Annotated in this window: 19 protein-coding genes and 1 pseudogene; 12 read left to right on the top strand and 8 right to left on the bottom strand. The window is 71.9% G+C overall.

The annotated features are described in order from the left end of the window. Positions 1 to 49 precede the first annotated feature (49 nt). Positions 50 to 3,283, top strand: a complete 3,234-nt coding sequence (icmF, locus tag ACERZO_RS30630; RefSeq protein WP_372668391.1) for a fused isobutyryl-CoA mutase/GTPase IcmF — start codon at positions 50 to 52, stop codon at positions 3,281 to 3,283. Here icmF and ACERZO_RS30625 read toward each other — a convergent pair. After that, on the bottom strand, positions 3,280 to 3,963 hold the full coding sequence (locus ACERZO_RS30625) for a class I SAM-dependent methyltransferase (RefSeq protein WP_372668389.1): 684 nt from the start codon (positions 3,961 to 3,963) through the stop codon (positions 3,280 to 3,282). The two genes, icmF and ACERZO_RS30625, sit on opposite strands and share 4 nt — an antisense overlap. A 76-nt stretch (positions 3,964 to 4,039) precedes the next feature. On the opposite strand from ACERZO_RS30625, the gene ACERZO_RS30620 reads away from it, so the two are divergent. Beyond that, positions 4,040 to 4,870 (top strand): LLM class F420-dependent oxidoreductase, encoded by an 831-nt coding sequence (locus ACERZO_RS30620; RefSeq protein WP_372668387.1) that lies wholly within the window; start codon positions 4,040 to 4,042, stop codon positions 4,868 to 4,870. Here ACERZO_RS30620 and ACERZO_RS30615 read toward each other — a convergent pair. Beyond that, a complete protein-coding gene (locus ACERZO_RS30615) occupies positions 4,824 to 5,516 on the bottom strand; it encodes a maleylpyruvate isomerase family mycothiol-dependent enzyme (protein WP_372668385.1) in 693 nt (230 codons plus the stop codon). The genes ACERZO_RS30620 and ACERZO_RS30615 overlap by 47 nt on opposite strands. Next, a complete protein-coding gene (gene kstR / locus ACERZO_RS30610) occupies positions 5,513 to 6,133 on the bottom strand; it encodes a cholesterol catabolism transcriptional regulator KstR (protein ID WP_091389771.1) in 621 nt (206 codons plus the stop codon). Before kstR ends, ACERZO_RS30615 begins: the two co-directional genes overlap by 4 nt. A 250-nt stretch (positions 6,134 to 6,383) precedes the next feature. Here kstR and ACERZO_RS30605 point away from each other — a divergent pair, with 250 nt between their 5' ends. From ACERZO_RS30605 to ACERZO_RS30595, 3 genes are all read left to right on the top strand, one after another. Continuing rightward, the gene (locus ACERZO_RS30605; protein ID WP_372668383.1) at positions 6,384 to 8,429 is read left to right on the top strand and encodes an acyl-CoA dehydrogenase family protein; all 2,046 of its coding nucleotides are present in this window, start codon (positions 6,384 to 6,386) and stop codon (positions 8,427 to 8,429) included. An 86-nt stretch (positions 8,430 to 8,515) separates the two neighbouring features. Beyond that, positions 8,516 to 11,614 carry a DEAD/DEAH box helicase gene (locus ACERZO_RS30600; RefSeq protein WP_372668381.1) on the top strand — a complete coding sequence of 1,033 codons (3,099 nt, stop codon included), beginning with the start codon at positions 8,516 to 8,518 and terminating at the stop codon, positions 11,612 to 11,614. Further along, entirely contained in the window at positions 11,614 to 12,774 is a 1,161-nt protein-coding gene (locus ACERZO_RS30595; protein ID WP_372668379.1) for an SWIM zinc finger family protein, read from the top strand. The genes ACERZO_RS30600 and ACERZO_RS30595 overlap by 1 nt, the downstream gene beginning before the upstream one ends. A 20-nt stretch (positions 12,775 to 12,794) precedes the next feature. Here ACERZO_RS30595 and ACERZO_RS30590 read toward each other — a convergent pair whose 3' ends face one another. Then, entirely contained in the window at positions 12,795 to 14,030 is a 1,236-nt protein-coding gene (locus tag ACERZO_RS30590) for an alpha/beta hydrolase (protein ID WP_372668377.1), read from the bottom strand. Positions 14,031 to 14,095: 65 nt separating this feature from the next. Here ACERZO_RS30590 and ACERZO_RS30585 point away from each other — a divergent pair, with 65 nt between their 5' ends. Beyond that, a complete protein-coding gene (locus tag ACERZO_RS30585) occupies positions 14,096 to 15,481 on the top strand; it encodes a WS/DGAT/MGAT family O-acyltransferase (protein ID WP_372668376.1) in 1,386 nt (461 codons plus the stop codon). Here the strand turns inward: ACERZO_RS30585 and ACERZO_RS30580 are convergent. Beyond that, positions 15,465 to 15,962, bottom strand: a complete 498-nt coding sequence (locus ACERZO_RS30580) for a nitroreductase family deazaflavin-dependent oxidoreductase (protein WP_372668374.1) — start codon at positions 15,960 to 15,962, stop codon at positions 15,465 to 15,467. The genes ACERZO_RS30585 and ACERZO_RS30580 overlap by 17 nt on opposite strands. Before the next feature lie 13 nt (positions 15,963 to 15,975). Next, positions 15,976 to 16,827: an alpha/beta fold hydrolase gene (locus ACERZO_RS30575; protein ID WP_372668372.1), complete on the bottom strand. Its 852-nt coding sequence runs from the start codon at positions 16,825 to 16,827 to the stop codon at positions 15,976 to 15,978. A gap of 90 nt (positions 16,828 to 16,917) precedes the next feature. Here ACERZO_RS30575 and ACERZO_RS30570 point away from each other — a divergent pair, with 90 nt between their 5' ends. The 6 genes and pseudogenes from ACERZO_RS30570 to ACERZO_RS30545 all read left to right on the top strand — a co-directional run. Beyond that, positions 16,918 to 17,967 (top strand): acyl-CoA dehydrogenase family protein, encoded by a 1,050-nt coding sequence (locus ACERZO_RS30570; protein ID WP_372668371.1) that lies wholly within the window; start codon positions 16,918 to 16,920, stop codon positions 17,965 to 17,967. Positions 17,968 to 17,971: 4 nt separating this feature from the next. Further along, positions 17,972 to 19,126: an acyl-CoA dehydrogenase family protein gene (locus ACERZO_RS30565; protein ID WP_372668369.1), complete on the top strand. Its 1,155-nt coding sequence runs from the start codon at positions 17,972 to 17,974 to the stop codon at positions 19,124 to 19,126. Next, entirely contained in the window at positions 19,123 to 20,034 is a 912-nt protein-coding gene (locus ACERZO_RS30560; protein WP_372668367.1) for a bifunctional MaoC family dehydratase N-terminal/OB-fold nucleic acid binding domain-containing protein, read from the top strand. Before ACERZO_RS30565 ends, ACERZO_RS30560 begins: the two co-directional genes overlap by 4 nt. Further along, the gene (locus ACERZO_RS30555) at positions 20,031 to 20,417 is read left to right on the top strand and encodes a MaoC family dehydratase (RefSeq protein WP_372668366.1); all 387 of its coding nucleotides are present in this window, start codon (positions 20,031 to 20,033) and stop codon (positions 20,415 to 20,417) included. The genes ACERZO_RS30560 and ACERZO_RS30555 overlap by 4 nt, the downstream gene beginning before the upstream one ends. Further along, positions 20,414 to 21,586, top strand: coding sequence for a lipid-transfer protein (locus tag ACERZO_RS30550; protein WP_372668364.1), 1,173 nt, complete (start codon positions 20,414 to 20,416; stop codon positions 21,584 to 21,586). Before ACERZO_RS30555 ends, ACERZO_RS30550 begins: the two co-directional genes overlap by 4 nt. A 155-nt stretch (positions 21,587 to 21,741) precedes the next feature. After that, a pseudogene (locus ACERZO_RS30545) lies at positions 21,742 to 22,227 on the top strand (DUF5134 domain-containing protein); the annotation flags it as partial. Positions 22,228 to 22,749: 522 nt separating this feature from the next. Here ACERZO_RS30545 and ACERZO_RS30540 read toward each other — a convergent pair. Next, positions 22,750 to 23,220: a riboflavin kinase gene (locus ACERZO_RS30540; RefSeq protein WP_372668362.1), complete on the bottom strand. Its 471-nt coding sequence runs from the start codon at positions 23,218 to 23,220 to the stop codon at positions 22,750 to 22,752. A 34-nt stretch (positions 23,221 to 23,254) separates the two neighbouring features. After that, positions 23,255 to 24,103 (bottom strand): MaoC/PaaZ C-terminal domain-containing protein, encoded by an 849-nt coding sequence (locus tag ACERZO_RS30535; RefSeq protein WP_372668360.1) that lies wholly within the window; start codon positions 24,101 to 24,103, stop codon positions 23,255 to 23,257. Positions 24,104 to 24,112 lie beyond the last annotated feature (9 nt).

Below are 24,112 nucleotides of genomic sequence, written 5' to 3'. Positions count from 1 at the left end.
CACGGGTCCTCGGGTTTCCAATAGTAGGAAGTCAAAGTATTTTGGAGGGATGAGCAGCGAGCTGTACCGCCCCGTGCACCCCGTCCGGTTCGTCACGGCGTCGAGCCTTTTCGACGGTCATGACGCGTCGATCAACATCATGCGGCGGATCCTGCAGTCTCAGGGCGCGGAGGTCGTCCACCTCGGCCACAACCGGTCGGTCGACGAGGTCGCCACCGCGGCCATCGCCGAGGACGTCCAGGGTGTTGCCATCTCGGCTTACCAGGGCGGGCACGTCGAGTACTTCTCCTACCTGGTGGAGCTGCTGCGCGAGCGCGGCGCCGGTCACATCAAGGTCTTCGGCGGCGGGGGCGGGGTGATCGTGCGCGAGGAGATCGAGCTGCTGCACTCGCGCGGCGTCGCCCGCATCTTCTCGCCCGAAGACGGCTACGAGATGGGCCTGCCGGGCATGATCAACATGATGATCAAGGCCTGCGACACCGACCTCGCGGCCGAAGCCCCCGCGCTGGACAAGGTGCTCTCCGGCGACGTCGCCTCGCTCTCCCGCGTCATCACCCAGCTGCAGGCCGAGCAGTTGCCCGGCGACCTGCTGAGCGGCATCACCGAGGCCGCGGGCAAGCGCGAGGTACCGGTGCTCGGCATCACCGGCACCGGCGGCTCGGGCAAGTCGTCGCTCACCGACGAGCTGATCCGCCGCTTCCGCCTCGACCAGGAGGACAAGCTGCGGATCGCGGTGCTCGCCGTCGACCCGTCGCGGCGCAAGGGCGGTGGCGCGCTGCTCGGCGACCGCATCCGGATGAACTGCCTCGACGGCTCGCCGGTCTACTTCCGCTCGCTGGCCACCCGCACGACGTCGGGGGAGATCCCGGCCGGGCTGAGCGAGTCGATCCTGGCCTGCAAGGCCGCCGGGTACGACCTGGTGATCGTCGAGACGCCGGGCATCGGCCAGGGCGACGCCGGCATCGTCGACTTCGTGGACGAGTCGCTGTACGTGATGACGCCGGAGTTCGGCGCCGCGTCGCAGCTGGAGAAGATCGACATGCTCGACTTCGCCGACGTCGTCGCGATCAACAAGTTCGAGCGCCGCGGCGCCGAGGACGCCCGCCGCGACGTCGCGCGCCAGCTGGTGCGCAACCGCGAGGCCTTCTCGCAGGGCCCCGAGGACATGCCGGTGTACGGCACGAGCGCGGCGAAGTTCAACGACGACGGCGTCACCGCGCTGTACCAGCACCTGCGCGGCATGCTCGCCGAGCGCGGCCTGACCGTCTCGGCCGGCACGCTGCCGAAGGTCGAGGGCAAGGTGTCGACGGACGCGTCGACGATCATCCCCGGCAACCGGTCCCGCTACCTGGCCGAGATTTCCGAGACCGTGCGCGGTTACCACGCGAAGACGCAAGCACAGGTCGCCGCGGTCCGCAAGCGCGAGGCACTGGCGCTGGCGCGTGCCGAACTGTCCAAGGTGGACGCCTCGACCGACGCACTGGACGGGCTGCTCGCCGCGGCCGAGTCCGATGTGGACGGCGAGTCGACAAAGCTCCTCGAACGGTTCCGCTCGCTCGCCGAGGAGTACCGCCAGGACGAGCTGGTCGTCAAGATCCGCGACAAGGAGCTGCGTACGCAGCTGTGGCGCGACACGCTGTCCGGCAACCGGATCCCGCGCGTGGCGCTGCCGCGGTACGCCGAGTCCGGCGAGCTGCTGTCGTTCCTGCGCCGCGAGAACCTGCCGGGCTACTTCCCGTACACGGCCGGTGTGTTCCCGTTCAAGCGCGAGGGCGAGGACCCGGCGCGGATGTTCGCCGGCGAGGGCGACGCGTTCCGCACCAACCGCCGGTTCAAGCTGCTCTCGGCCGACTCCGAGGCGAAGCGGCTCTCGACGGCGTTCGACTCCGTGACCCTCTACGGCCACGACCCCGACACGCGGCCGGACATCTACGGCAAGGTCGGTACGTCCGGCGTGTCGATCGCGTCGCTCGAGGACATGAAGGTCCTCTACGACGGCTTCGACCTGACCGCGCCGAACACGTCGGTGTCGATGACGATCAACGGCCCGGCGCCGACGATCCTGGCCTTCTTCCTCAACACCGCGATCGACCAGAAGCTCTCCGGCTTCCGCGAGGAGCACGGCCGCGAGCCGTCCGACGCCGAGGCCGCCGAGCTGCGCGAGTGGGCTTTGAAGAACGTCCGAGGCACGGTGCAGGCCGACATCCTCAAGGAGGACCAGGGCCAGAACACCTGCATCTTCTCCACCGAGTTCAGCCTCCGGATGATGGCCGACATCCAGGAGTGGTTCATCGAGCACGGCGTCCGCAACTTCTACTCGGTGTCCATTTCGGGCTACCACATCGCCGAGGCCGGGGCGAACCCGATCTCGCAGCTCGCCTTCACGCTGTCCAACGGCTTCACCTACGTCGAGTCGTACCTCGCGCGGGGCATGGACATCGACGACTTCGCGCCGAACCTGTCGTTCTTCTTCTCCAACGGCATGGACGCGGAGTACTCGGTGCTCGGCCGGGTGGCGCGGCGGATCTGGGCCGTGGCCATGCGCGAGCGCTACGGCGCGAACGAGCGGTCGCAGAAGCTCAAGTACCACGTGCAGACGTCCGGGCGCTCGCTGCACGCGCAGGAGATGAGCTTCAACGACATCCGCACGACGCTGCAGGCGCTGTGCGCGCTGTACGACAACGCGAACTCCTTGCACACCAACGCGTTCGACGAGGCGATCACGACGCCGTCGGAGTCGTCGGTGCGCCGCGCGATGGCCATCCAGATGATCATCAACAAGGAGTGGGGCCTGTCGAAGAACGAGAACCCGCTGCAGGGCTCGTTCGTCATCGACGAGCTGACCGACCTGGTCGAGGAGGCCGTGCTGGCCGAGTTCGACCGGATCAGCGAGCGCGGCGGCGTCCTCGGCGCGATGGAGACGGGCTACCAGCGCGGCAAGATCCAGGACGAGTCGATCCTGTACGAGCGCAAGAAGCACGACGGCTCGCTGCCGATCATCGGCGTCAACACGTTCCGCAACCCGCGCTCGGGGGAGGACGAGGTCGAGGTCGAGCTCGCGCGGGCCACGGAGGACGAGAAGAAGTCCCAGCTGGACCGCCTCGCGGACTTCCAGCACCGCCACCACGAGGAGGCCCAGCAGGCCCTGAAGGCCCTGCGCGAAGCGGCCACCCGCGGCGGCAACCTGTTCGGGGTGCTGATGGACGCCGCGCGGGTGTGCACGCTCGGTCAGATCACGGAGGCGTTCTTCGAGGTGGGCGGCCAGTACCGGCGTAACGTCTAGCGGCGGACCGCCTTCAGCTGCCAAACGGGAACCAGCACCCGGCCGTCGTCGTCGGTGCCCAGGCGGTCCAGCTCGGCCGGGTCCTGGTCCAGGATCGCCCGGACGCTCTGCCGCAGCTCCTCCGGCGTCATCGACGTCGTGTAGCGGGTCGGCTCGAGGCGTTCGATCGTCCAGTCCTTCCCGACCGTCTCCCGCAGGTTGGCCTCGGTGATCAGGTACGGCGCCGGGAAGCCGTCCGGGATTTCCGGGGAGAAGGCGAAGAGGTGCAGCGTCGCGCCCGGCCGGGCCGCGCGGGTCAGCGCGGCGAGGTAGCGACGACGGTCGTCCTCGGACAGGCAGTGGTACAGCGCGCTGTCGAGGACCGTGTCGAAGCGGTCTTCGTAGCCTTCGAGCGTGGTCGCGTCGGCCACCGCGAAGGTGACGCCCGGCGCGCGCGTCCGGGCTTGCTCGATGGCCGACGGCGCGCCGTCCAGCCCGGTGACCCGCAGGCCGCGCGAGGCGAGGAACGCCGAGTTGTCGCCGAGGCCGCAGCCGATGTCGAGCACCTCACCGGTGAACTCGCCGGCGTCGGCCAGCGCGACGACCGCCGGCTGCGGGCCGCCGAGGTCCCACGGCATCTTGCGGCCCATCGGGGTGGCGCCCCGGTACAGCTCTTCGAAGTCGACGTCCTGCACGTCCATGACTGCCCCCTTATTCAACGTATGATGAGATCACTTCATCCTGCACCTCGTGTCAAGCCGGTGGTAGTCGTTGAGTATGAAATTCGGGATTTCGACGTTCGTGACCGACGAAGGCATCCGGCCGGACGTGCTGGGCGCGGCCCTGGAGGAGCGCGGCTTCGACTCGCTGTTCCTGGCCGAGCATTCGCACATCCCCGCCAGCCGGGAAAGCCCTTACCCCGGCGGGGGCGACCTGCCGCGCGTGTACTACCGCACGCTCGACCCGTTCGTGGCGCTCAGCGCGGCGGCGGTGGCGACGTCGGAGCTGCTGCTCGGCACCGGGATCGCGTTGCTGCCGCAGCGCGACCTGATCCACACCGCCAAGGAGGTCGCCTCCCTGGACCTGGTCTCCGACGGCCGCGTGCTGTTCGGCGTCGGCGTCGGCTGGAACCGCGAAGAGATGCGCAACCACGGCACCGACCCCAAGACCCGCGGCGCGCTGATCGACGAGCAGCTGGCCGCGCTCAAGGAGATCTGGACGAAGGACGAGGCCGAGTTCCACGGCGAGCACATCGACCTCGACCCGCTCTTCAGCTGGCCGAAGCCGGTGCAGAAGCCGCACGTGCCGATCTACATCGGCGGCGAGAGCGAAGCGGCGCTGAACCGGCTCGCCAAGTACGGCGACGGCTGGCTGCTTCGCGGCTACACGAAGTACCAGGAGGCGCAGCGCGTCCGGGGCTGGCTGGCCGATCAGGGTCGCGAAGACGTCCAGTTCGCGGTGTTCGGCGGACCGACGACGCCGAAGGTGATCGACGGTTTCCGCGACGCCGGCGTCGAGCGGTACACGTTCCTGCTCGACACGCTGCCGGAAGCGGAGACGCTCAAGGCGCTCGACGAGCTGGCGAAGGTGGCCTCCGCGCACCGCTGACCGGCCACGGGCCCAGTTCCGGCCGGTCGCCGGTGAGACCGTCGCCGGTGCCCCGGCCGGACAGCCACGCCGCGAGGTCGCGCACGGACCCGGTGACTTCGCGATCGCCGGAGCCCCACCGGCGGTCGCCGGCGCGGAGCGTGACGCCGGCCGGCAGCCGGTCGGCGAGGAAGTCCACGGCGTGGCCGCAGAAGTCGGCGGGCCAGTCGGCGAAGCCGATGCCGACGTCGAGGTCGACGGCGTGGACCCAGACTTCGCGCCAGCGGGTGAAGACGGTGCTGGAGAGCTTGCCGTCGCGGTAGTTGACGCGCTGGTCCCAGTCGGTCACCCGGGCCCAGGCGTCTTCGAGGCGGACGCAGTGGCGGAGCAGGGCCCGCCGGTGCTCTTCGGCGGACCGGCCGGCGGTCGCCTCGATGATGCCGTCCCGGTCGTGCGTCTTCGGGTCGTAGAGCGGGACGAGCACCCCGCGCAGCGCGTTCTCGACCAGGTCGGCGAGCGCTCGCCCGGCGTCGGTGACGTGGGCGAGCACGTGGCCGCGCGTCCAGCCGGGCAACGGTGACGGCTCGACGACCTGCTCGTCGGTCAGCGGTTCCAGCGCGCGGTGCAGCCGGCTGTGCGCCTCGGCGACCGCCGGCGCCGGAATCACTTGTCGAGCAGGAGGTGGACCGACAGCTCGAGGCGGTTGGCGACGTCGGCGGCCGACGCGCGGCGCGTCACCCAGGCCACCAGGTTCGCCATCCAGACGTCCGCGACGACGTGGAAGATGTCGCGGTCGGCCTCGGTCGGCTCGGAGATGCCCATGGCCTGGGCGAACATGTTCTCCATCAGCCGCCCGACCTGCTCGACCTCAGCCGCGGCGGAGGTGTCGGCGAACATGAACGCCCGCACCATCGCCTCGGTCAGGTGCGGGTCGCGCTGCATCAGCCGGGTGTTGCGGCCGAGCACGAACATCAGCCGCTCGGCCGGCGTCTCGCCGGGGATCGCCTGCCGCTCCAGCTTCTCCTGCGCGCGCTCGAACTCGCGGGCGAGGCCGGAGACGAGCAGGTGGATCTTCGACGGGAAGTACCGGTAGAGCGTGCCGAGGGCGACGTCGGCCTTTTCGGCGACGGCGCGCATCTGGACGGCGTCGTAACCGCCCTTCGAGGCCAGGGCGAGGGTGGCGTCGATGATCCGGCGACGGCGGTCGCGCTGGGCGGCGGAGCCGAGTTCGTCGGCCCCGATCGCGCTCATGCCGTTGCCGCGCGCCTTGGTCTTGCCGGGCATCGGTGTTCCCCCGTTCTCCGGAACTTGTTTCAGTTCACGACGTAGCGTACCTCGCCTGGCGAAACGTTCAACAATTGACCCACTGGCCGAAAAACTGTAACACGTTCTACACTCGCGAGTAGTCTTGCCGATTCGGTCGGAAGCAGGCGGAGACGGGGCCGGAGCCCGCCCGCTCCCCGGCACCCGTTCCGCCGTGACTGCCGCCCGGATCGGCAAGAGCTGACACAGTCCCGTCCCGCGAGGAGGCCCCATGGCGGTCGCGCTCACCGAGGAACAGGCCGCGCTGGCCGAGGCGATCCACGCCTGGTCCGCCGCCCACCACCCGCGAGAGGCGGTGCGCGCGGCGGAAACCGGGGCCGGTCTGCCGGCCGGGTTCGCCGGGCTCGGCCTCTTCGGCGTCGCCCTGCCGGCCGCGGTGGGCGGTGCCGAGGGGAGTGTCGCCGATCTGGCCGCCGGCCTGGCCGCGGCGGCGGAAGAACTCGTTCCCGGTCCGGTGCTCGGCACGGCCTTGGGTGGCCTCCTGCTGGCGGAGATCCCGTCGGCGAAGGAACTCCTCGAAGCCGTCGCCGAGGGGGAAGCCACGATCGCCGTGCTGCTGGACCCGCTCGAGGACGGCGTCAGCGGGCCCGTGCCCGGCGCCTCTACGGAGTCCTGGCTGCTCGTGCCGGTCGACGACGGGCACGTGCTGCTCGCGCCCGGGACGCCCGGGGTGACGGTCGAACCCCTCTCCCCGTTCGACTTCTCGCGTCCGCTGGCGCGGATCCGGCTCTCCGGGGTCGATGCCGAGGTCCTGACCCTGCCGCCGGTGCTTCCGTTGGCGGCCACGCTGGCTTCCGCCGAGGCGGCGGGTGTGGCGCGGCGGTGCCTGACCGTCGCGGTCGAGTACGCCAAGGTCCGCGAGCAGTTCGGCCAGGCGATCGGCGGGTTCCAGGCGATCAAGCACCTGTGCGCGGAGATGCTCTGCCGCGCCGAAGCGGCCGAAGCGCTGGCCTGGGAAGCGGCGTCCGGACAGCACCCGCTGTCGGTGGCGAGCGCGGCCGCCGTCGCCTTGGACGCGGCCGTCGCCAACGCCAAGGACTGCATCCAGGTGCTCGGCGGGATCGGCTTCACGTGGGAGCACGACGCGCACCTCTACCTGCGCCGGGCCGTCGCGCTGCGGCAATGGCTCGGGGGTGCGGGTCCGTGGCGGCGTCAGGCGGCTTCGCTGGCTCTCGCCGGGACCGAACGCACTTTGGGCGTCGACGTCGGCGAAGACCCTTCGCTGGCCGAGGAGGTGGCGCGGATCGCGGCGCTGCCGGTGGCGTCGCAACGGGTCGCTTTGGCGGACGCCGGGCTGCTGACGCCGCACTGGCCCGCCCCCTACGGCCGCGGTGCCGACGCCGCGGCGCAGCTGCGGATCGACGGCGCGCTCGCCGCGGCCGGCGTCCACCGCCCGGACCTGGTGATCGGGGCGTGGGCGGTCCCGACGATCCTCGAACACGGCAGCGACGAGCAGCGCGACCGGTTCGCCCGGCCGACGCTGCGGGGCGAACTCACGTGGTGCCAGCTGTTCAGCGAGCCCGGCGCGGGATCGGACCTGGCGTCGCTGCGGACGGCGGCGCGGCGCGTCGACGGCGGCTGGCGGCTGACCGGGCAGAAGGTGTGGACGTCGCTGGCGCGGGAGGCCGACTGGGGCATCTGCCTGGCGCGCACGGACCCGGCCGCGCCCAGGCACCAGGGGATCACGTACTTCCTGGTCGACATGCGCGCTTCGGGTATCACCACGCGGCCACTGCGGGAGATCACCGGCGAGGCGGTGTTCAACGAGGTGTTCCTCGACGACGTGTTCGTCCCGGACGCCGACGTCGTCGGTGCTCCCGGTGGTGGGTGGCGGCTGGCGCGCACGACGCTGGCCAACGAGCGGGTGGCGCTCGGGAGCGGGTCGGCGGTGGGGGAGAGCGTCCGGTCACTGGTGTCCACTGTGGACGCGTCGGCGCTGGACGACGTCGCGTTGGACCGGCTCGGTTCGCTGGTGGCCGAGGGGGTCGCCGGATCCGTGCTCGACCTGCGGGCGGCCCTGCGCCGGCTGGAGGGGCAGGACCCGGGCGCGGAGTCGAGCGTGCGGAAGCTGCTCGGGGTTTCGCACCGGCAGGAGGTCGCGGAGTTCGCGCTGGAGCTGGCGGGGGCGGGGGCGCTGGTCGCGGGGGGCGCGGCGCAGCACGAGTTCCTGCTGACGCGGTGCCTGTCCATCGCGGGCGGGACTACGCAGGTGCTGCGGTCGTTGACGGCGGAACGGCTCCTGGGCCTGCCGCGGTGAGTTCCGGGTGAGCTTCGGAGGGCGCGAAAGGACCGTTCGTGCCCTCCGGGCCGAAACTGTCGGGGGTGTGTTCTAGCGTTGCCGTCGTGGAGTTCAGCGCAGACACCCGGGCCACCTACCTTCCCGCGGATCCCCCGCGGGAAGGCGTGCTGGCCTTGTGGGGCGACGACGTGGCCGGCGGGACCACGATCGAGCTCGTGCTGCCCCGGGGCGCCCGGTTCGCGCGGACGAAGGTCGAGGCGGAGCTGGTGCCGCTCGAGCGCGCCCTGCCCCGGCTCCTGTCGGTGGGGGAGGAGGCGAGCCCGGCGGTCGCGGCGTGGTCGGCGGCGGTCAACGCGGGGGTGAACCTCGTCGCGCGCGGCCGGCTGCGGCCCGCCGTCTCCCCGGCCGGGGCGGCGGCGTGGCGGATCGGCCCGTTGGACGCGGCCGACGAGGAGCTGCTGCGCGGCTTGGCCGGTGCGTTGCCACCGGAGGCGTACGCGCTGCCGTTGACGGGGCTGAAACGCATCCGCCTGCACTCACCGGATTCCCTGGTCCGCGCGCTCTGGGACGCGACGGCCGACCTGCTGGCCCGCAGCCCGGCGGCCCCGGTCGGCGCGGGCGACCCGGCGTTCGCGGCCCGCGAACCGGCCCTGCTCGGCCCGGACGGCGCGGCTTGGCTGGCCGAGCTGGAGGCCCGTGAACCGCGGGGTGTCCAGGTGCTGCTGCGGGTCGAGGGCCTGGACGACGAATCGTTCGCCGGGGTGCTGGCGGTCCGGAGCATGGCGGAGCCGAGCTTGGTGGTGGAGGCCTCGACGCTGTGGGACGCCCCGGACGCGGTGCTGAGCCGCCTCGGCGACCAGGTGGAGACGCAGCTGCTGCTGGGCCTCCGCCGCGGCGCGCGGGCGTGGGCGCCCCTGGAGCGGGTGCTGTCCCAGCCGGCGCCGGCGTCGTTGGAGCTGTCCGACGACGAGGTGGTCGACCTCCTCACCGACGGCGCCCGCGACCTGGGCGGCGCGGGCATCGAGGTGCTGTGGTCGAAGGGCCTGTTCGCGGGCGAGGTGAAGGCGAAGGCGAGCGCGACCCAGGCCCCGGCGAGCGTGACGGAGGCGGAGTTCGCGCTGCGGAGCCTGCTGGAGTTCCGTTGGCAGCTCAGTCTGGGCGGCGAGCAGCTGACGCCATCCGAGGTCGCGGCGCTGGCCGAAGCGAAGCGGCCGTTGGTCCGGTTGCGCGGGCAGTGGGTGCGGGTGGATCCGCAGCTGCTGGCCAAGGTCCGCGGGCGCGCACGCAAGCTGGAGGCGGGCGAGGCCCTGGCGGCGGCGTTGACGGGCGAGCTGGAACTCGACGGCGAGCGCGTGGAGTTCACGGCCCCGCCGGTGCTGGGTGACCTGGTGGCCCGGATCCGCGACCGGGCTACGGCCGAGGTGGCCCCACCGCCGGGGCTGAGGGCGACGTTGCGGCCGTACCAGCAGGCGGGGGTGGCGTGGCTGGCCACGATGACGGGCCTCGGGTTGGGCGCGTGCCTGGCCGACGACATGGGTCTGGGCAAGACGATCCAGCTGATCGCGCTGCACCTGCACCGCCGAGCCCTGGCGGCTGAGCTTGGGGCCGGCGGCCACCCCGGCCCGCTGGAGGCGGCTGAGCCCAGCTTGGGCAGCCACCCCGGCTCGGCCGATCCCGGGGCTGCCGGCAGCGGCCGTCCTCCACTGGCCGAAGCCGCTTCGAGCCCCGCCGACCTCCGCGCCGGCAGCCACCCCGGCTCCACCGAAGCCCCCGCCGAGGCCGACCCCACTACCACCCCGACCACCGCCGGCCATCCCGGCGCTGCAGGCCTTGCCGAGCCTGGAGTCGATGGCCAACTTCGCCGTGTCGAAGCCGCGGCGGGGCTTGCCGAGCCGCGCGCCGGCAGCCATCCCGGCTCCACCGAAGCCGACCCCACTGCCACCCCGACCACCGCCGGCCCCACTCTCGTGCTCTGCCCGACCTCCCTCCTCGGCAACTGGGAGCGCGAGTTCGCCCGCTTCGCCCCCGACATCCCCGTCCGCCGGTTCCACGGCGGCAGCCGCCACCTCGACGACCTCGCCCCCCACGAGGTCGTCCTCGCCACCTACGGTGTTCTCCGGCGCGACCGCGAGACACTGTCCGAAGTGGACTGGGGGCTCGTCGCCGCCGATGAAGCGCAGCACGTCAAGAACCCGCTCTCCGCCACCGCCAAGGAGCTCCGCAAGATCCCCGCCCGCGCCAAGGTCGCCCTCACCGGCACCCCCGTCGAAAACCGGCTCACCGAACTGTGGTCCATTGTGGACTGGACCACCCCCGGCCTGCTCGGCCCGCTCGACCGCTTCCGCCGCACGGTCGCGCGCCCGATCGAACGTGACCGGGACAAGGCCGTCACCGAACGGCTCGCCGCCACCGTGCGGCCGTTCCTGCTGCGGCGGCGCAAGTCCGACCCGGACATCGCCCCGGAACTGCCGCCCAAGACCGAGACCGACCGGTTCGTCCCGCTCACCGCCGAGCAGACCACGCTCTACGAAGCCGTCGTCCGCGAAAACCTGGCCGAAATCCGCGAGACGCAGGGCATCAAACGGCGCGGGCAGGTCCTGCAGCTGCTCACCGAGCTCAAGCAGATCTGCAACCACCCCGCGCAGTTCCTCAAGGAACCGCACGGCGCGCTCACCGGCCGGTCCGGCAAGCTCGCCGCGTTCGAAGAACTGGTGGACGTCATCCTCGACGAGGGCGAGAGCGTCCTCGTCTTCAGCCAGTACGTCCAGCTCTGCCGGCTCCTCGAACGCCGCCTCAGCGAACGCGGCCTGCCCACCGAGCTGCTCTCCGGCGAAAGCTCGCCCGCGAAACGCCAGGACATGGTCGACCGGTTCCAGGCCGGCGAAATCCCGGTCTTCCTGCTCTCGCTCAAGGCGGGCGGCGTCGGGCTCAACCTGACCCGCGCGACCCACGTCATCCACTACGACCGCTGGTGGAACCCGGCGGTCGAGGACCAGGCCACCGACCGCGCGTACCGCATCGGCCAGGACCGGCCGGTCCAGGTGCACCGGCTGATCGCCGAGGGCACCCTCGAAGAGCGGATCGCGCAGGTGCTGGAAAAGAAGCGCGGGCTGGCGGAGTCGATCGTCGGCGCGGGGGAGGACTGGATCACCGAACTCTCCGACGACGAGCTCGCCGACCTCGTCCGCCTCGGGAGCGGGTGATGCCGCCGCGGCGCAATTTCGGCACGACGTGGTGGGGCCGCGCCTGGGTCGACGCCCTGGAGCAACGCGCCAAGCTCGACCCGAACCGGCTGCCGCGCGGGCGGACGTACGCGCGCAAGGGCACGGTCAGCGAGCTGCACTTCGGCGCCGGCGAGATGACGGCGCGCGTGCGCGGCAGCCGGCCGCAGCCGTACAAGGTGACCATCACGATGCGCACCTTCACCGACGGCGAGTGGGACACCCTGCTCGGCGTGGTCGGCACCCAGCTCGGCCACGCGGCCGCGTTGCTCGACGGCGAACTGCCGGCCGCCCTGGCCGAGCAGGCGCGCGAGGCGGGCGCCGACCTGCTGCCCGGCCCGGGCGACCTGCGGCCGCGGTGCTCGTGCCCGGACTCGGCGAACCCGTGCAAGCACGTCGCCGCGGTGTACTACCTGGTCGCCGACGAGGTGGACCGCGACCCGTTCACGCTGTTCCTGCTGCGCGGCCGCCCGCGGGCCGACGTCCTGGCCGAGCTGCGGGCCCGCCGCTCCCCGGCGCGCGGCGAGAAACCCAAGCTGCCGAAGCGCGTCGACGAGGGTCTGACACCCCGCGCGGCCTACGCACGCCGTCCGGGCGCGATCCCGGCGTTGCCCCCACCGCCGCGGATGGCCGGGCCACCGGCGGTCCTGGACCTCGACCCACCCCCGAGCACCGGCTGGACGGCGGCGGCGCTCTCCGGCCTGGCGGCGGACGCGGCCTCGCTGGCCCGCGACCTCCTGGTCACCGGCGCGACGGCAACCCAGCTGACGTTCGAGGAGGACCTTGCCCGCCGGGCGGCGAGCCGCTCCGGCTCGGACTTCACCGCGCTGGCCACCGCGGCCGAGGTGCCGGCGCGAGATCTGGTCCTCTGGGCGGAGGCGTGGCGCGAAGCCGGCCGCGCGGGCTTGGCGGTCGTGCGCGAGACGTGGCAACCGGGCCCAGGCCCATTGGCCGAAGCCCAGGCAGTCCTGACCGACGCGGGTCTGCCGGGAAAGCCGAAGGTGTGGCGCAACCGCCTAACGCAAGGAGAGCTACAGCTGCGCTACGGCCGTGACGCCCGCTGGTACCGCTTCATCCGGGCGGGCACGGAATGGCGCCTCGACGGCCCGCCATCGGCAAGCCCGGTCGACCTGGCCTACTGATCGGCGGGCGAAGTCGGCTTCTACCGGTTCTCGGCTTTCCAAGCGTTGTAGGTGAAATCCAAGAACCGCGCCACTCCCCGGACGACGTGGGCCGAACGCACCGAAGTGAACACGTCGAACGCGTGCTGCGCCCCCGCCAACTCGGCATAAGCCACCGGCTGACGCGACTTCTCCCGCAACCGCCGCACGAACTCGCGCGCCTCGCGCACCGGCACCAGCGAATCGTCCCGTCCGTGGATCACGAAAAACGGTGGTGCCTCGGAAGAAATCCGGTCCAACGGCGACGCCGCCACGTAGTCGTCCAAATGCCGGACCGGATCCCGATCCGCCGCGAACACGCGACGCGCGATCAGGCTCTCCAACCGGTACTGGCTCGCCCGCGATCCCGACGTCGCCGCGAAGTCGTACACCCCGTAGTGCGGTACGCACGCCTGAACACTCGTGTCCACGTCCTCGAACGACGGCTGCAGCGCCGGGTCGTTCTGGGACAACGCCAGCAACGCCGACAAGTGCCCGCCCGCCGAACCGCCCGTCACGGCGACGAAGCCGGGGTCGCCTCCGTAGTCGGAGATCGAAGACCGGATCCACGCCAGCGCCTGCTTCGCCGCCACGATGTGCGCCGGCCAGCGGTGCGTCGGCGACAGCGGGTAGTTGATCGCCACGCACACCCAGCCGCGGCGGGCCAGGTAGCGCATCAGCGGCCGGCCCTGCTCCTCCTTGTTGCCGATCACCCACGCACCGCCGTGGACCTGCAGCAGCACCGGGGCACCCGTCACCGGCTCAGCAGGGCGGTACACGTCCAGCAGGAACCGCTTCCCGCCCGGGGCGTACGCGATGTTGCGGTCGACGCGCACGTCCGGCGCGCCCATCCGGAACGGCAGCGCCAGCTCGCCCCACGGCAGCCCGAGGTCCGAGCGGCCCAGCTCCTGCGCGTAGTCCTCGCCCAGCGCCTCGGTCAGCGCCGACTCGATCTCCTCGCGGGCGCCGTGGCCCGTCCGGACCAGCGCGGCGAGGCCGGCCGCGGACGCCGCCGCCATCGCGAGCCCCGCCTGCGTCGACCGGTCGCGGACGCCGTGGCGGGCCACGTGGGCCAGCGAATCCGCCGCCGTGAGCGCCAGGAACTGGGGCGCCAGCTCGCTGGTGAGCCACCCCGCGAAGAACGCCGGGATCGTCGTGGAGCGGGCTCGCAACGGCCGGAGCGCGTTCGCCGTGAGGCCGAGCTGGACCGCGCGACGGATCAGGAAATTCGGCTGCACCAGCGTGATGATACCGGCGAGTAGGGTGACGCGCCGCGCGTCGGAAGTGGCTTACGCTGATCGCCATGCAGAGACTGAGCGGCCTCGACGCGAGCTTCCTGTACCTCGAGACGTCGTCCCAGGTCCTGCACGTCTGCGGGCTGCTCGTCCTCGACGGCTCGACCGTCCCCGGCGGCTACACCTTCGCCAAGCTGAAGGACGAACTGGACCGGCGGGTCCGGGTGATCCCGGCGTTCCGCCGCAAACTGCACAATCCGGTCTGGAACGTCGGGCATCCCGTGTGGATCGAAGACGAGGACTTCGACCTCGACCACCACGTGCACCGCATCGGCGTCCCGGCCCCCGGCGACCGCGCCGAACTGGCCGAGCTCTGCGCGCACATCGCCGGCCAGCAGCTCGACCGCGCGCACCCGCTCTGGCAGCTGTACGTCATCGAAGGCCTGGCCGACGGCCAGCTCGCGGTGCTGCTGAAGATGCACCACGCGAGCGTCGACGGCGTGAGCGGCGCCAGCCTGATCACCTACCTGGCCGGGCTCGAGCCCGACGCGCCGATGCCGGACGTCGAGGCGCCCCGCAACCCCGCGCTGCCGTCGCCGGTGCAGCTGCTCCGCACCGGCGTCGAGAGCATCGCCCGGCGCCCCGCCGAGGTCGCCCGGCTGCTGCCCGACCTGCTCGGGCTCGTCCCGCGCTGGCTCGGCAAAGCGTTGCGCGGCAAGGGGATGCCGGTCCCCTTCACCGCGCCGCGGACGTCGCTGAACGGCACGATCACCGGCCACCGCTGCGTCGCCTTCGCCCAGCTCGACCTCGACGACGTCAAGGCGGTCAAGAACGCGTTCGGCGTCACGGTGAACGACGTCGTGCTCGCCCTCGTCGCCGGGGCGCTGCGCGACTTCCTCGAAGGGCGCGGCGAACTGCCCGAAGACCCGCTGGTCGCGACCGTCCCGGTCTCGGTGCACGACCGGACCGAACGCGACCACGGCAGCAACAAGGTGTCGGCGTTCTTCGCCTCGCTGCCGACGCACCTCGACGACCCGGCCGCGCGCGTGTTCTTCCTGGCCGAGGCCAACCGGCTGTCCAAGGATCACCACCACGACATCGACGCCGACATGCTGCAGGACTGGGCGCAGTTCTCCGCGGCCACGATGTTCGGCCTCGCCGTGCGCGCGTACTCGGCGCTGCGCCTGGCCGAAAAGCACCCGGTGGTGCACAACCTGGTCGTCTCCAACGTGCCCGGCCCGCCGATGCCGCTCTACCTGCTCGGCGCGCGGATCACCGGCTTCTACCCGCTCGGCCCGGTCTTCCACGGCGCCGGGCTGAACGTCACGGTGCTGTCCAACGCCGGCAAGGTGCACGTCGGCCTGCTCGGCGCGCGGGAGCTCGTCAAGGACCTCTGGCCGCTGGCCGACGCGCTCCCGGACGCACTGGCCGAGCTGCTCAAGGCCGCGGGCTGAGGACGACGACCGGGATCTCCCGGTCGGTCCACGCCTGGTACTTCGCGAAGTCGGCATAGAGCTCGACCAGCCGCGGCCACAGGACCGCGCGTTCGTCCGGACCGGCCACGCGCGCCGTGACGTCGACGTTCCGCCGTCCTTTGAGGTGGATGCGGGTTTCGGGGTGCGCCAGCAGGTTGCGGTACCACTGCGGGTGCTTCGGCAGGCCGCCCTGCGAACCGACGATGACGACGTCCTCGCCGGAGCGCAGGTACAGCAGCGGCGTGGTGAACAGCCGGCCGGACTTGCGCCCGCGGTGCTCCAGCAGCAGCGTCGGCACCGGCTTGCGGAAGCCGGCGCCGACCCGCCACGTGCTACCGACGCGCCCGCCGGTCAGCCGGAAGACCGCCACCTGCGCTTTCGCGCCGTACTTCATGACTTTGGCCGTCACGGGCGAGTCGAGGCCGCCGGGTTTCTCGTCGGGCAGGCTGAAGCGTCCCATCGGGGTTCCTTCCTCACAGGGAGTGGACGGCGGCGAGCAGAGCGGGCACCCAGCGGTCGGCGGCCAGGACGCAGGCGGCGTGCCCGGCCGCGACCTCGTACGTCGCCGCGCCCGGGATCCGGCGGGCCAGCGACCGCTGGTGGTCGGGGGAGATGAACCGGTCCTTCGTGGTCACGACGACGGCCGCGGGCAGCCGCAGCGCCGGCAGCCACGGCGTCGAGTCGAACCGGCCGATCTCGTCGACGGCGACTGCGATCTCCCACGGCGTGGTCGACCGGAACTCCCGCAGGCCCCACCGGTAGTCCTCGACGCGCCGCGGCGGTGCCCCGGGCGCCACCGGGAGCTTGACGCGCTCGCGCAGCTGCCGCAGCGTCCGGCCGAACACGTCGAGGGCGACGCGCTGGCGCAGCCCGCGGCGGAAGTTGCTCGCGGTCGAGCAGAGGACCAATCCGGTAACACGTTCTGGTTCCGCGCGGGCGACCAGCTGGGCCACCATCCCGCCCATCGAGTACCCGGCGAGCGCGAACCGGCCGATGCCGAGCGCGTCCGCGACGGCGACGACGTCCTCGGCGCAGTCGGCGAGCCGGAACTCCGGCGACCGGATGCCGCGGCCGTGCCAGCGCTGGTCGAACACGACGACGCGGTGGTCGCGCGCCAGCCGGTCGAGGGCGGGATACCAGGTCAGCAGGCCCGTGCAGGCCACCGAGTGCAGCAGGACGAACGCGGGCGCGTCGCGCGGCCCGACGTCGGTGACGACGGTCCGGCCGCGCCCCGGCAGGTCGAGCGGGACCGGGTCGGGCACGCCGGCGGTCGGCGGCACGGTGATCAACCGGCGGCGCGCGCCGCCGCGTTCGGTCACCGCCATCCAGGTCCTCCGCCGGGGGTTGCCGTACCGACCCTTTCCGGTTAAGACTAGAACAGGTTTCAGTATTGCGCCGAACCCGGAGGGACGGGCGTGGACTTCACCCTTGACGATACGCAGACGGAGATCGCCGCCCTCGCCGCCAAAGTGCTCGGTGCGGAAGAGGATCCCTGGCGCGCGCTCGCGTCTTCGGGCCTGCTGGCCCTCGCGCTGCCCCCGGACCTGGAGGGCGACGGCCTGGGTGTCGCCGAGGTCGCGCAGGTCCTCACCGAAGTCGGCCGCGCCGCCGCGCCGGTGCCCGCCTACGCCACGCTGGCCCTGGGCGTCCTGCCGATCGAGACGCTCGGCACCCCGGCACAGCGCGCGGAGTTCCTCCCGCCGGTCGCCGCGGGGGAGGCGCTGCTCACCGCGGCCCTGAACGAGCCGTCCGCCCCGCTCGCCGGCGAGCCCGCCACGACCGCGCGGGCGGCCGGCGGGAAGTGGCTGCTCAGCGGCGTCAAGACCGCCGTTCCGTATGCCGCCGAAGCGACCCGGATCCTCACGCCCGTGTCGACGCCGCACGGCACCGCGGTCTACCTCGTGGACGGCGGCGCCGACGGCGTCACGCTCGTCCCGACACCCACGTCGGCGGGGACGCCGGAGTGCACCGTGCGCCTGGACGACGTCGCCGTCGAGGAGACCGACCTGCTGTTCGACCGCGGCGCCGTCGCCGCGCTGCACCGGTTCGCGCTCGCCGGCGCGCTCGCGGTCGGGGACGGGCTCCTGGCCGGCGCACTGGCCCTGACGGTGAAGCACGTGGGCGAGCGCACGCAGTTCGGCCGGCCGCTGGCGACCTTCCAGGCGGTGGCGGGCCAGATCGCCGACGTCTACGTGGCCGCGCGGACCGTCCACCTGGCCGTGACGTCCGCGGTGTGGCGGCTGGCGGCCGGCCTCGAGGCGGACGCCGAACTCGACGTCGCCGCGTACTGGCTCGCGACGCAGGCGCCGGCGGCCCTCGCGACCTGCCACCACCTGCACGGCGGCGTCGGCGTCGACGAAACCTATCCGCTGCACCGGTATTCGTCGCAGGTCAAGGATCTCGGCCGGGCGCTCGGCGGCGCCGCGCACCGGCTCGGCAAGCTCGGCGAACGAGTGGCGGGGTGAGCGGATGCACGTCGAACTGACCGCGGCGCAGAAGGACCTGCGCGCCGAACTGCGCGCGTACTTCGCCGGGCTGATCAGCCCCGAAGAACGCCAGGCGATGCGTCGCGAGCGGCACGGGCCGGTGTTCCGCGAGATCGTCCGCCGGATGGGCCGCGACGGCCGGCTCGGCGTCGGCTGGCCGGTCGAGTACGGCGGGCAGGGCTTCGGCGAGATCGAACAGCACTTGTTCGTCGACGAGGCCGTGCGCGCCGACGTCCAGCTGCCGTCGGTGACGCTGCAGACCGTCGGGCCGACGCTGCAGCAGTTCGGCACCGACGAGCAGAAAGCCTTCTTCCTCCCCAAGATCCTGGCCGGGGAAATCCACTTCGCGATCGGGTACACCGAACCGGAAGCGGGCACCGACCTCGCGGCGCTGCGGACGACCGCGGTGCGCGACGGCGACGACTACGTCGTCAACGGCCAGAAGATCTTCACCACCGGCGGCCACGACGCCGACTACATCTGGCTCGCCGTCCGGACCGCGCCCGACGCGCCGCGGCACAAGGGCATCTCGATCCTCATCCTGGATACGAGCGATCCCGGCTATTCGTGGACGCCGATCATCACCTGCGACGGCGCCCACCACGTCAACGCGACGTACTATTCGGACGTTCGCGTGCCGGTGAACCGCTTGGTGGGCAAGGAGAACGAGGGCTGGCGGCTGATCACGACGCAGCTCAACCACGAGCGCGTCATGCTCGGCCCGGCCGGGCGGATCGGCGGGCTGTACGACCGCGTGCGCGCCTGGGCCGCCGCCCACGGCCTGCTCGACCTCGCCGACGTCCGGGCCGTGCTGGCCGACGCCATGGCGGTGACGCGGGTGAACGAGCTGCTGAACTGGCAGGTCGCGGTGTCCTCCGCGAGCGCGCCAGTGGCCGTCGCGGACGCCTCGGCGACCAAGGTCTTCAGCTCCGAGGTCATCCAGCGGATCGGCCGGAACCTCGAAGAACTGGTGGCACGCCACGGCGACCTGGCCGATCCGGACACCGCCGAGCTGGCGGAGTGGCTGGACGTCTGCGCCAAGCGCAACATCGTGCTGACCTTCGGTGGCGGGGTCAGCGAAATCCAACGGGAGCTGATCGCTTCGATCGGCCTGGGCCTGCCGAGGGTGCCGCGATGACCGACATCTTGACGACCGCCGAGGAGATCGCGGCTCGCGGGGAGTGCGCGCCGCGCCTGGCGCGCGACCCCGTGAACCAGGCCATGGTGAACAACTGGGTCGAAGCGATCGGGGACACCAACCCCGTCTACACCGACCCGGAGTTCGCCGCCCGGAGCGTCCACAAGGGACTCGTCGCGCCGCCGGCGATGGCGCAGGTGTGGACGATGGGTGGCCTGAACGTCCCGCGGGGCAGCGACGACCCCCTGGGTTTGATGATGGAGTTGCTCGACGAAGCCGGGTTCACCTCGGTCGTCGCGACGAACTCGGAGCAGACCTATCACCGTTACCTGCGTCCGGGCGAGCAGGTCGAGGCGCGGACCCGGCTGGAGGACGTCGTCGGTCCGAAGAGGACCGCGCTCGGCGAGGGCTGGTTCGTCACCACGCGGATGACCTGGTACGTCGACGGGGAAGCCGTCGCGGAGATGATGTTCCGGGTGCTGAAGTTCCGGCCACCCGCACCGAAGCCGCCACCGGCTCCGGTGCTGCGCCCGGTGATCAGCAAGGACACCGAGTTCTTCTGGGAAGGTCTCCGCCAGGGCGAACTGCGGATCCAGCGCTGGGGTGAGACGCTGCGGCACCCGCCGGGGCCGATGCCGCCGGACGGCGCGCTCGACGCGAAGCCGGACTACATCGTCGCGAGCGGCCGCGGGACCGTGTTCTCCTACGTCGTGCACCACCACCCGCCCGTGCCGGGCAAGGAGCTGCCGTTCGTCGTGGCCCTGGTGGAACTGGAAGAAGGAGTCCGGGTGATGGCCGAGCTGCTGGACGCGGCGCCGGAAGAGGTCCACATCGGACTTCCGGTGGTGGCGGCGTTCGTCCGGGTCGACGAAAACCTGACGCTGCCCGCGTGGAAGGTCGCCCGATGACCGTCACCGAAGGGACCGAGCTGCCGCCGCTGACGATCGAGGCGACGCCGACGTTCGTCGTGAGCACGGCGCTGGCCACCCGCGACTTCCAGGACGTGCACCACGACCGCGACGCCGCGGTCGAACGCGGCTCGAAGGACATCTTCCTCAACATCCTCACCGACACCGGCCTGGTGCAGCGGTTCGTGTCGGACTGGGCCGGGCCGGATGCGCTGATCCGGTCGATCAAGATCCGGCTCGGTGTTCCCTGCTACGCCTACGACACGCTGACGTTCACCGGACGGGTGGTTTCGGCTTCCGGCCAAGATGTCGTCGTATCGGTGTCCGGAGTGGACAGTATCGGTGAGCACGTCGCCGGGACGGTGGAGGTGACGCTGCCGTGACGCTCTCGGGCCGGGCGGCCATCGTGGGGATCGGCGCCACGGAGTTCTCGAAGGACTCCGGGCGCAGCGAACTGCGGCTGGCGGCCGAATGCATCTCGCACGCACTGGCGGACGCGGGTCTCACGCCGTCCGATGTGGACGGACTGGTGTCGTTCACCATGGACGGCAACGCGGAGATCGCGGTGGCGCGCGAACTCGGTATCCCGGAGCTGAAGTTCTTCAGCCGCATCCACTACGGCGGCGGCGCGGCGGCGGCGACCGTGCAGCAGGCCGCGATGGCGGTGGCGACCGGCGTCGCGGACGTCGTCGTCGCGTACCGGGCGTTCAACGAGCGTTCGGGGATGCGGTTCGGGCAGGTGTCGTCGGCCGCGGCCGGGCAGGTCAATTCGTCCGGTGTGGACAACGCGTTCCACTACCCGATGGGCATCGCGACCCCGGCGGCCACCGTGGCCATGGTGGCGCGGCGGTACCTGCACGACTACGGCGCGACGAGCGAGGACTTCGGCCGGATCGCGGTGCTCGACCGCAAGCACGCGGCGACCAACCCGAACGCGTGGTTCCACGAACGGCCGATCACCCTGGAGGAGCACCAGGCGTCGCGCTGGGTGGCGGAGCCGCTGCACCTGCTCGACTGCTGCCAGGAGAGCGACGGCGGGGTCGCGCTGGTCGTGACGAGTCTTGCGCGGGCTCGTGAGCTGGCGCAGCCGCCGGCGGTGATCGCGGCGGCGGCGCAGGGGAGCGGGCCGGACCAGTACGTGATGACCAGCTACTACCGCGACGACCTGGCCGCGCTGCCGGAGATGGGCGTCGTCGGGCGGCAGCTGTGGGCTCAGTCCGGGCTCGGACCGTCCGATGTGGACGTCGCGGTGCTCTACGACCACTTCACGCCGTACGTGCTGATGCAGCTGGAGGAACTGGGTTTCTGCGGCCGCGGCGAGGCGAAGGACTTCATCGCCGACGGCACGCTGGAACTCGACGGCGCGCTGCCGCTCAACCCGCACGGAGGGCAGCTCGGCGAGGCGTACATCCACGGCATGAACGGCATCGCCGAGGGCGTCCGCCAGCTGCGCGGCACGGCGGCCAACCAGGTCGCCGGCGCGTCGCGGGTGCTGGTGACGGCGGGGACCGGGGTGCCGACCAGCGGGCTCGTCCTGACGAGCGGGGCGTAGCCGGCCGTCGCTCTTGTGGGTCAACGGGCTTCACCTCATTGACGGCTGGTGCGTGCCTCGGCGGGGTGTCACGGTGGAATGACCACCCGACGACGCAGAGTGAGGCCCCGGATGTGTGACTTGCGGATGCCCGGCGCACGGTTCGCGGGTTGACGATGGGCTGGGCGCTGACGGCGGCGTTCGCGGCGCTGGCGTTGCCGTGTGTGCTGCGGCTGGTCCGCCTCGACTACGCCCGCTTGGGCCCGGCGGTCCGCCACGGCGACCTGGCGGAGCTGCTGCTGGTGGTGGCGATGGTGGCGATGCTGTCCCCGGCGGGCGGCCCGATCCCGGCGGCGGGCTGGCAGGCGGTCCTGGCGTTGACGGCGGGCTGGTTCGCGGCGGCGTGGTGGCGAGGGCACCGATCAGGCTGCGCTGACCACGCACTCTCGGCGGCGGCGATGTTCTACATGGTGACGGCGATGCCCCACGGCGGCATGGACCACGGCCCTTGGCTGACGATGTCCACAATGGACTCGGGGTTGGCGTTGCCGGTGGTCGCGGTGGTCGCGGCGGGGTATTTCGTGGTGGACGCGGCCTGGTCGGGGGTGGGGGTGGTCCGCGGTGCGGTGGCGGCGGTGCCCGAAGCGGTAGCCGGTGCCGGAGTAGCGGCGAGCGCTGCTGCCGGTGGCGGAGTCGCGGCAAGCGCTGCTGCTGGTGGCGGAGTAGCGGCGAGCGCTGCTGCGGGTGGCGGAGTAGCGGCGAGCGCTGCTGCCGGCGCCGGTGGCGGAGTCGCGCCGGCGCGGGCCGGGCAGGCTTCGCGCGCGGTCTGCCGGGCGGCGATGGGGGCGGGGATGGGTTACATGCTCCTGGCCGCGGCTCTCTGACTGGGGTCCGGATGACATGAATGACTCATTCCTGTCGCCAGACGACAGGAATGAGTCATTCACTACAGGGACCGGCCAGGGCCGGCGACTGCGGCCCGGCTGCGCGGCTACTGCGGCCCGGCTGCGCCGGGCCGCTCGCGGAACTCGACCTCGCTCGGCGGACGCCCGCCTGCACGAGGCCAAATGTCTTGAATGAGTCATTCAAGACGGCGGCCCGGCGTTGCCGGGGCCGCTCGCTCGCCGAACTGGATCTCCCGCAGGCGCCCTTCGCTTGGCGTGCGCGGGACCGGCGGGGGGACCTCAGCCTTCGATGCGCCGGACCTCGCCCAGCGGGCTCTCGCCGACGGCCGGGAGCGAAGCCGCCGGGAGCGAAGCCGCCGGGTGCGCCGTCGTCCACTGGGTTGCCGCCGCGATGTCGTTCTTCAGCGCCGTGATCAAGTCCTCCGCCGACGAATACTTCTGTTGCTCCCGCAAATGCGACCCCAGCCACACCACGAGCGTCTCGTCGTACAAATCGCCCGAGAAGTCCAGTATGTGGGCCTCCAGCAGCCGGTACCCGTCCGCTCCGTAGTACGTCGGGCGGCGGCCGACCGAGATCGCCGCCGGGAGGCTCGTTCCGTCCTCGCGAAGTACCCAGCCTGCCCACACTCCGTCGCCGATCGAGCCGGCCTGGTCGCGCAGGGCGATGTTCGCCGTGGGGAAGCCCAGCTCACGGCCTCGCTCGTCGCCGTGCTCGACCGTTCCCCGCACCACGAAGTATTCGGAAGTCACCCCTCCACGGTAGCGGGCTCCGGCCAGGACGGTCTCACGAAGTGGGCACCAGCACCGTGTCCGCCAGGACCGGCGCGTCGTCGCGCTCCGCCGCCGACGTCGTCACCAGCAGCCGATCGGGCGAACGCCACACCCGCGTCCGGAGCGTCTCGCCCGGGAACACCACCCCGGCGAACTTCGTCGAGAACGACGCCACCCGCGCCGGGTCGCCGTCGAGGAGCTCGTTCACCAGCACCCGCGCCACGATCCCGTACGTGCACAGCCCGTGCAGGATCGGCCGGTCGAACCCGGCCGCCCGGGCGAACGCCGGGTCCGCGTGCAGCGGGTTCCGGTCGCCGCACAGCCGGTACAGCAGCGCCTGCTGCGGCAGCGTCGGCGTCTCGAACACGAAGTCCGGCTCCGTCGAAGGAAACGAAATCCGGTCCGACGGCCCCCGCGAACCGCCGAAACCACCCTCGCCGCGGGCGAAGATGCTCGACCGGGCCGTCCACAGTGGATCGCCCGACGACGACGTGACCGAAACCTCCTGGATCACCACCGCGGCCTTGCCCTTGTCGTACACGTCGGCGATCCGCGAGCGGGCCACCGCCTTGCCCGACGTCGGGATCGGCCGGTGCAGGGTGATCTCCTGCTTGCCGTGCAGCACCTTCGCCAGGTCGATCTCGACGCCGGGGAACGACACCGCCGGCGGGTCGAACACCCGCAGGTTCGCCGCGACCGTCGCGAACGTCGGCAGCACCACCAGGTCCTGCTCGTAGGTGTAGCGCAGCTCGTCCGGGCCGGCCCCCAGCGCGAGGTGGTAGAGCAGCACGTCCGACGACGTCCAGGCGAAGTTCACCTCGCCGATCTCGGCGCCGATCGCGACCGCGGGATCGATGGGCACGCGGGTGCT

The organism is Amycolatopsis kentuckyensis, from assembly GCF_041679295.1.
Lineage (GTDB): Bacteria > Actinomycetota > Actinomycetes > Mycobacteriales > Pseudonocardiaceae > Amycolatopsis > Amycolatopsis kentuckyensis_A.
Note: the sequence above shows the minus strand (reverse complement) of the source record. Positions and strands in the feature narration are given on the sequence as shown.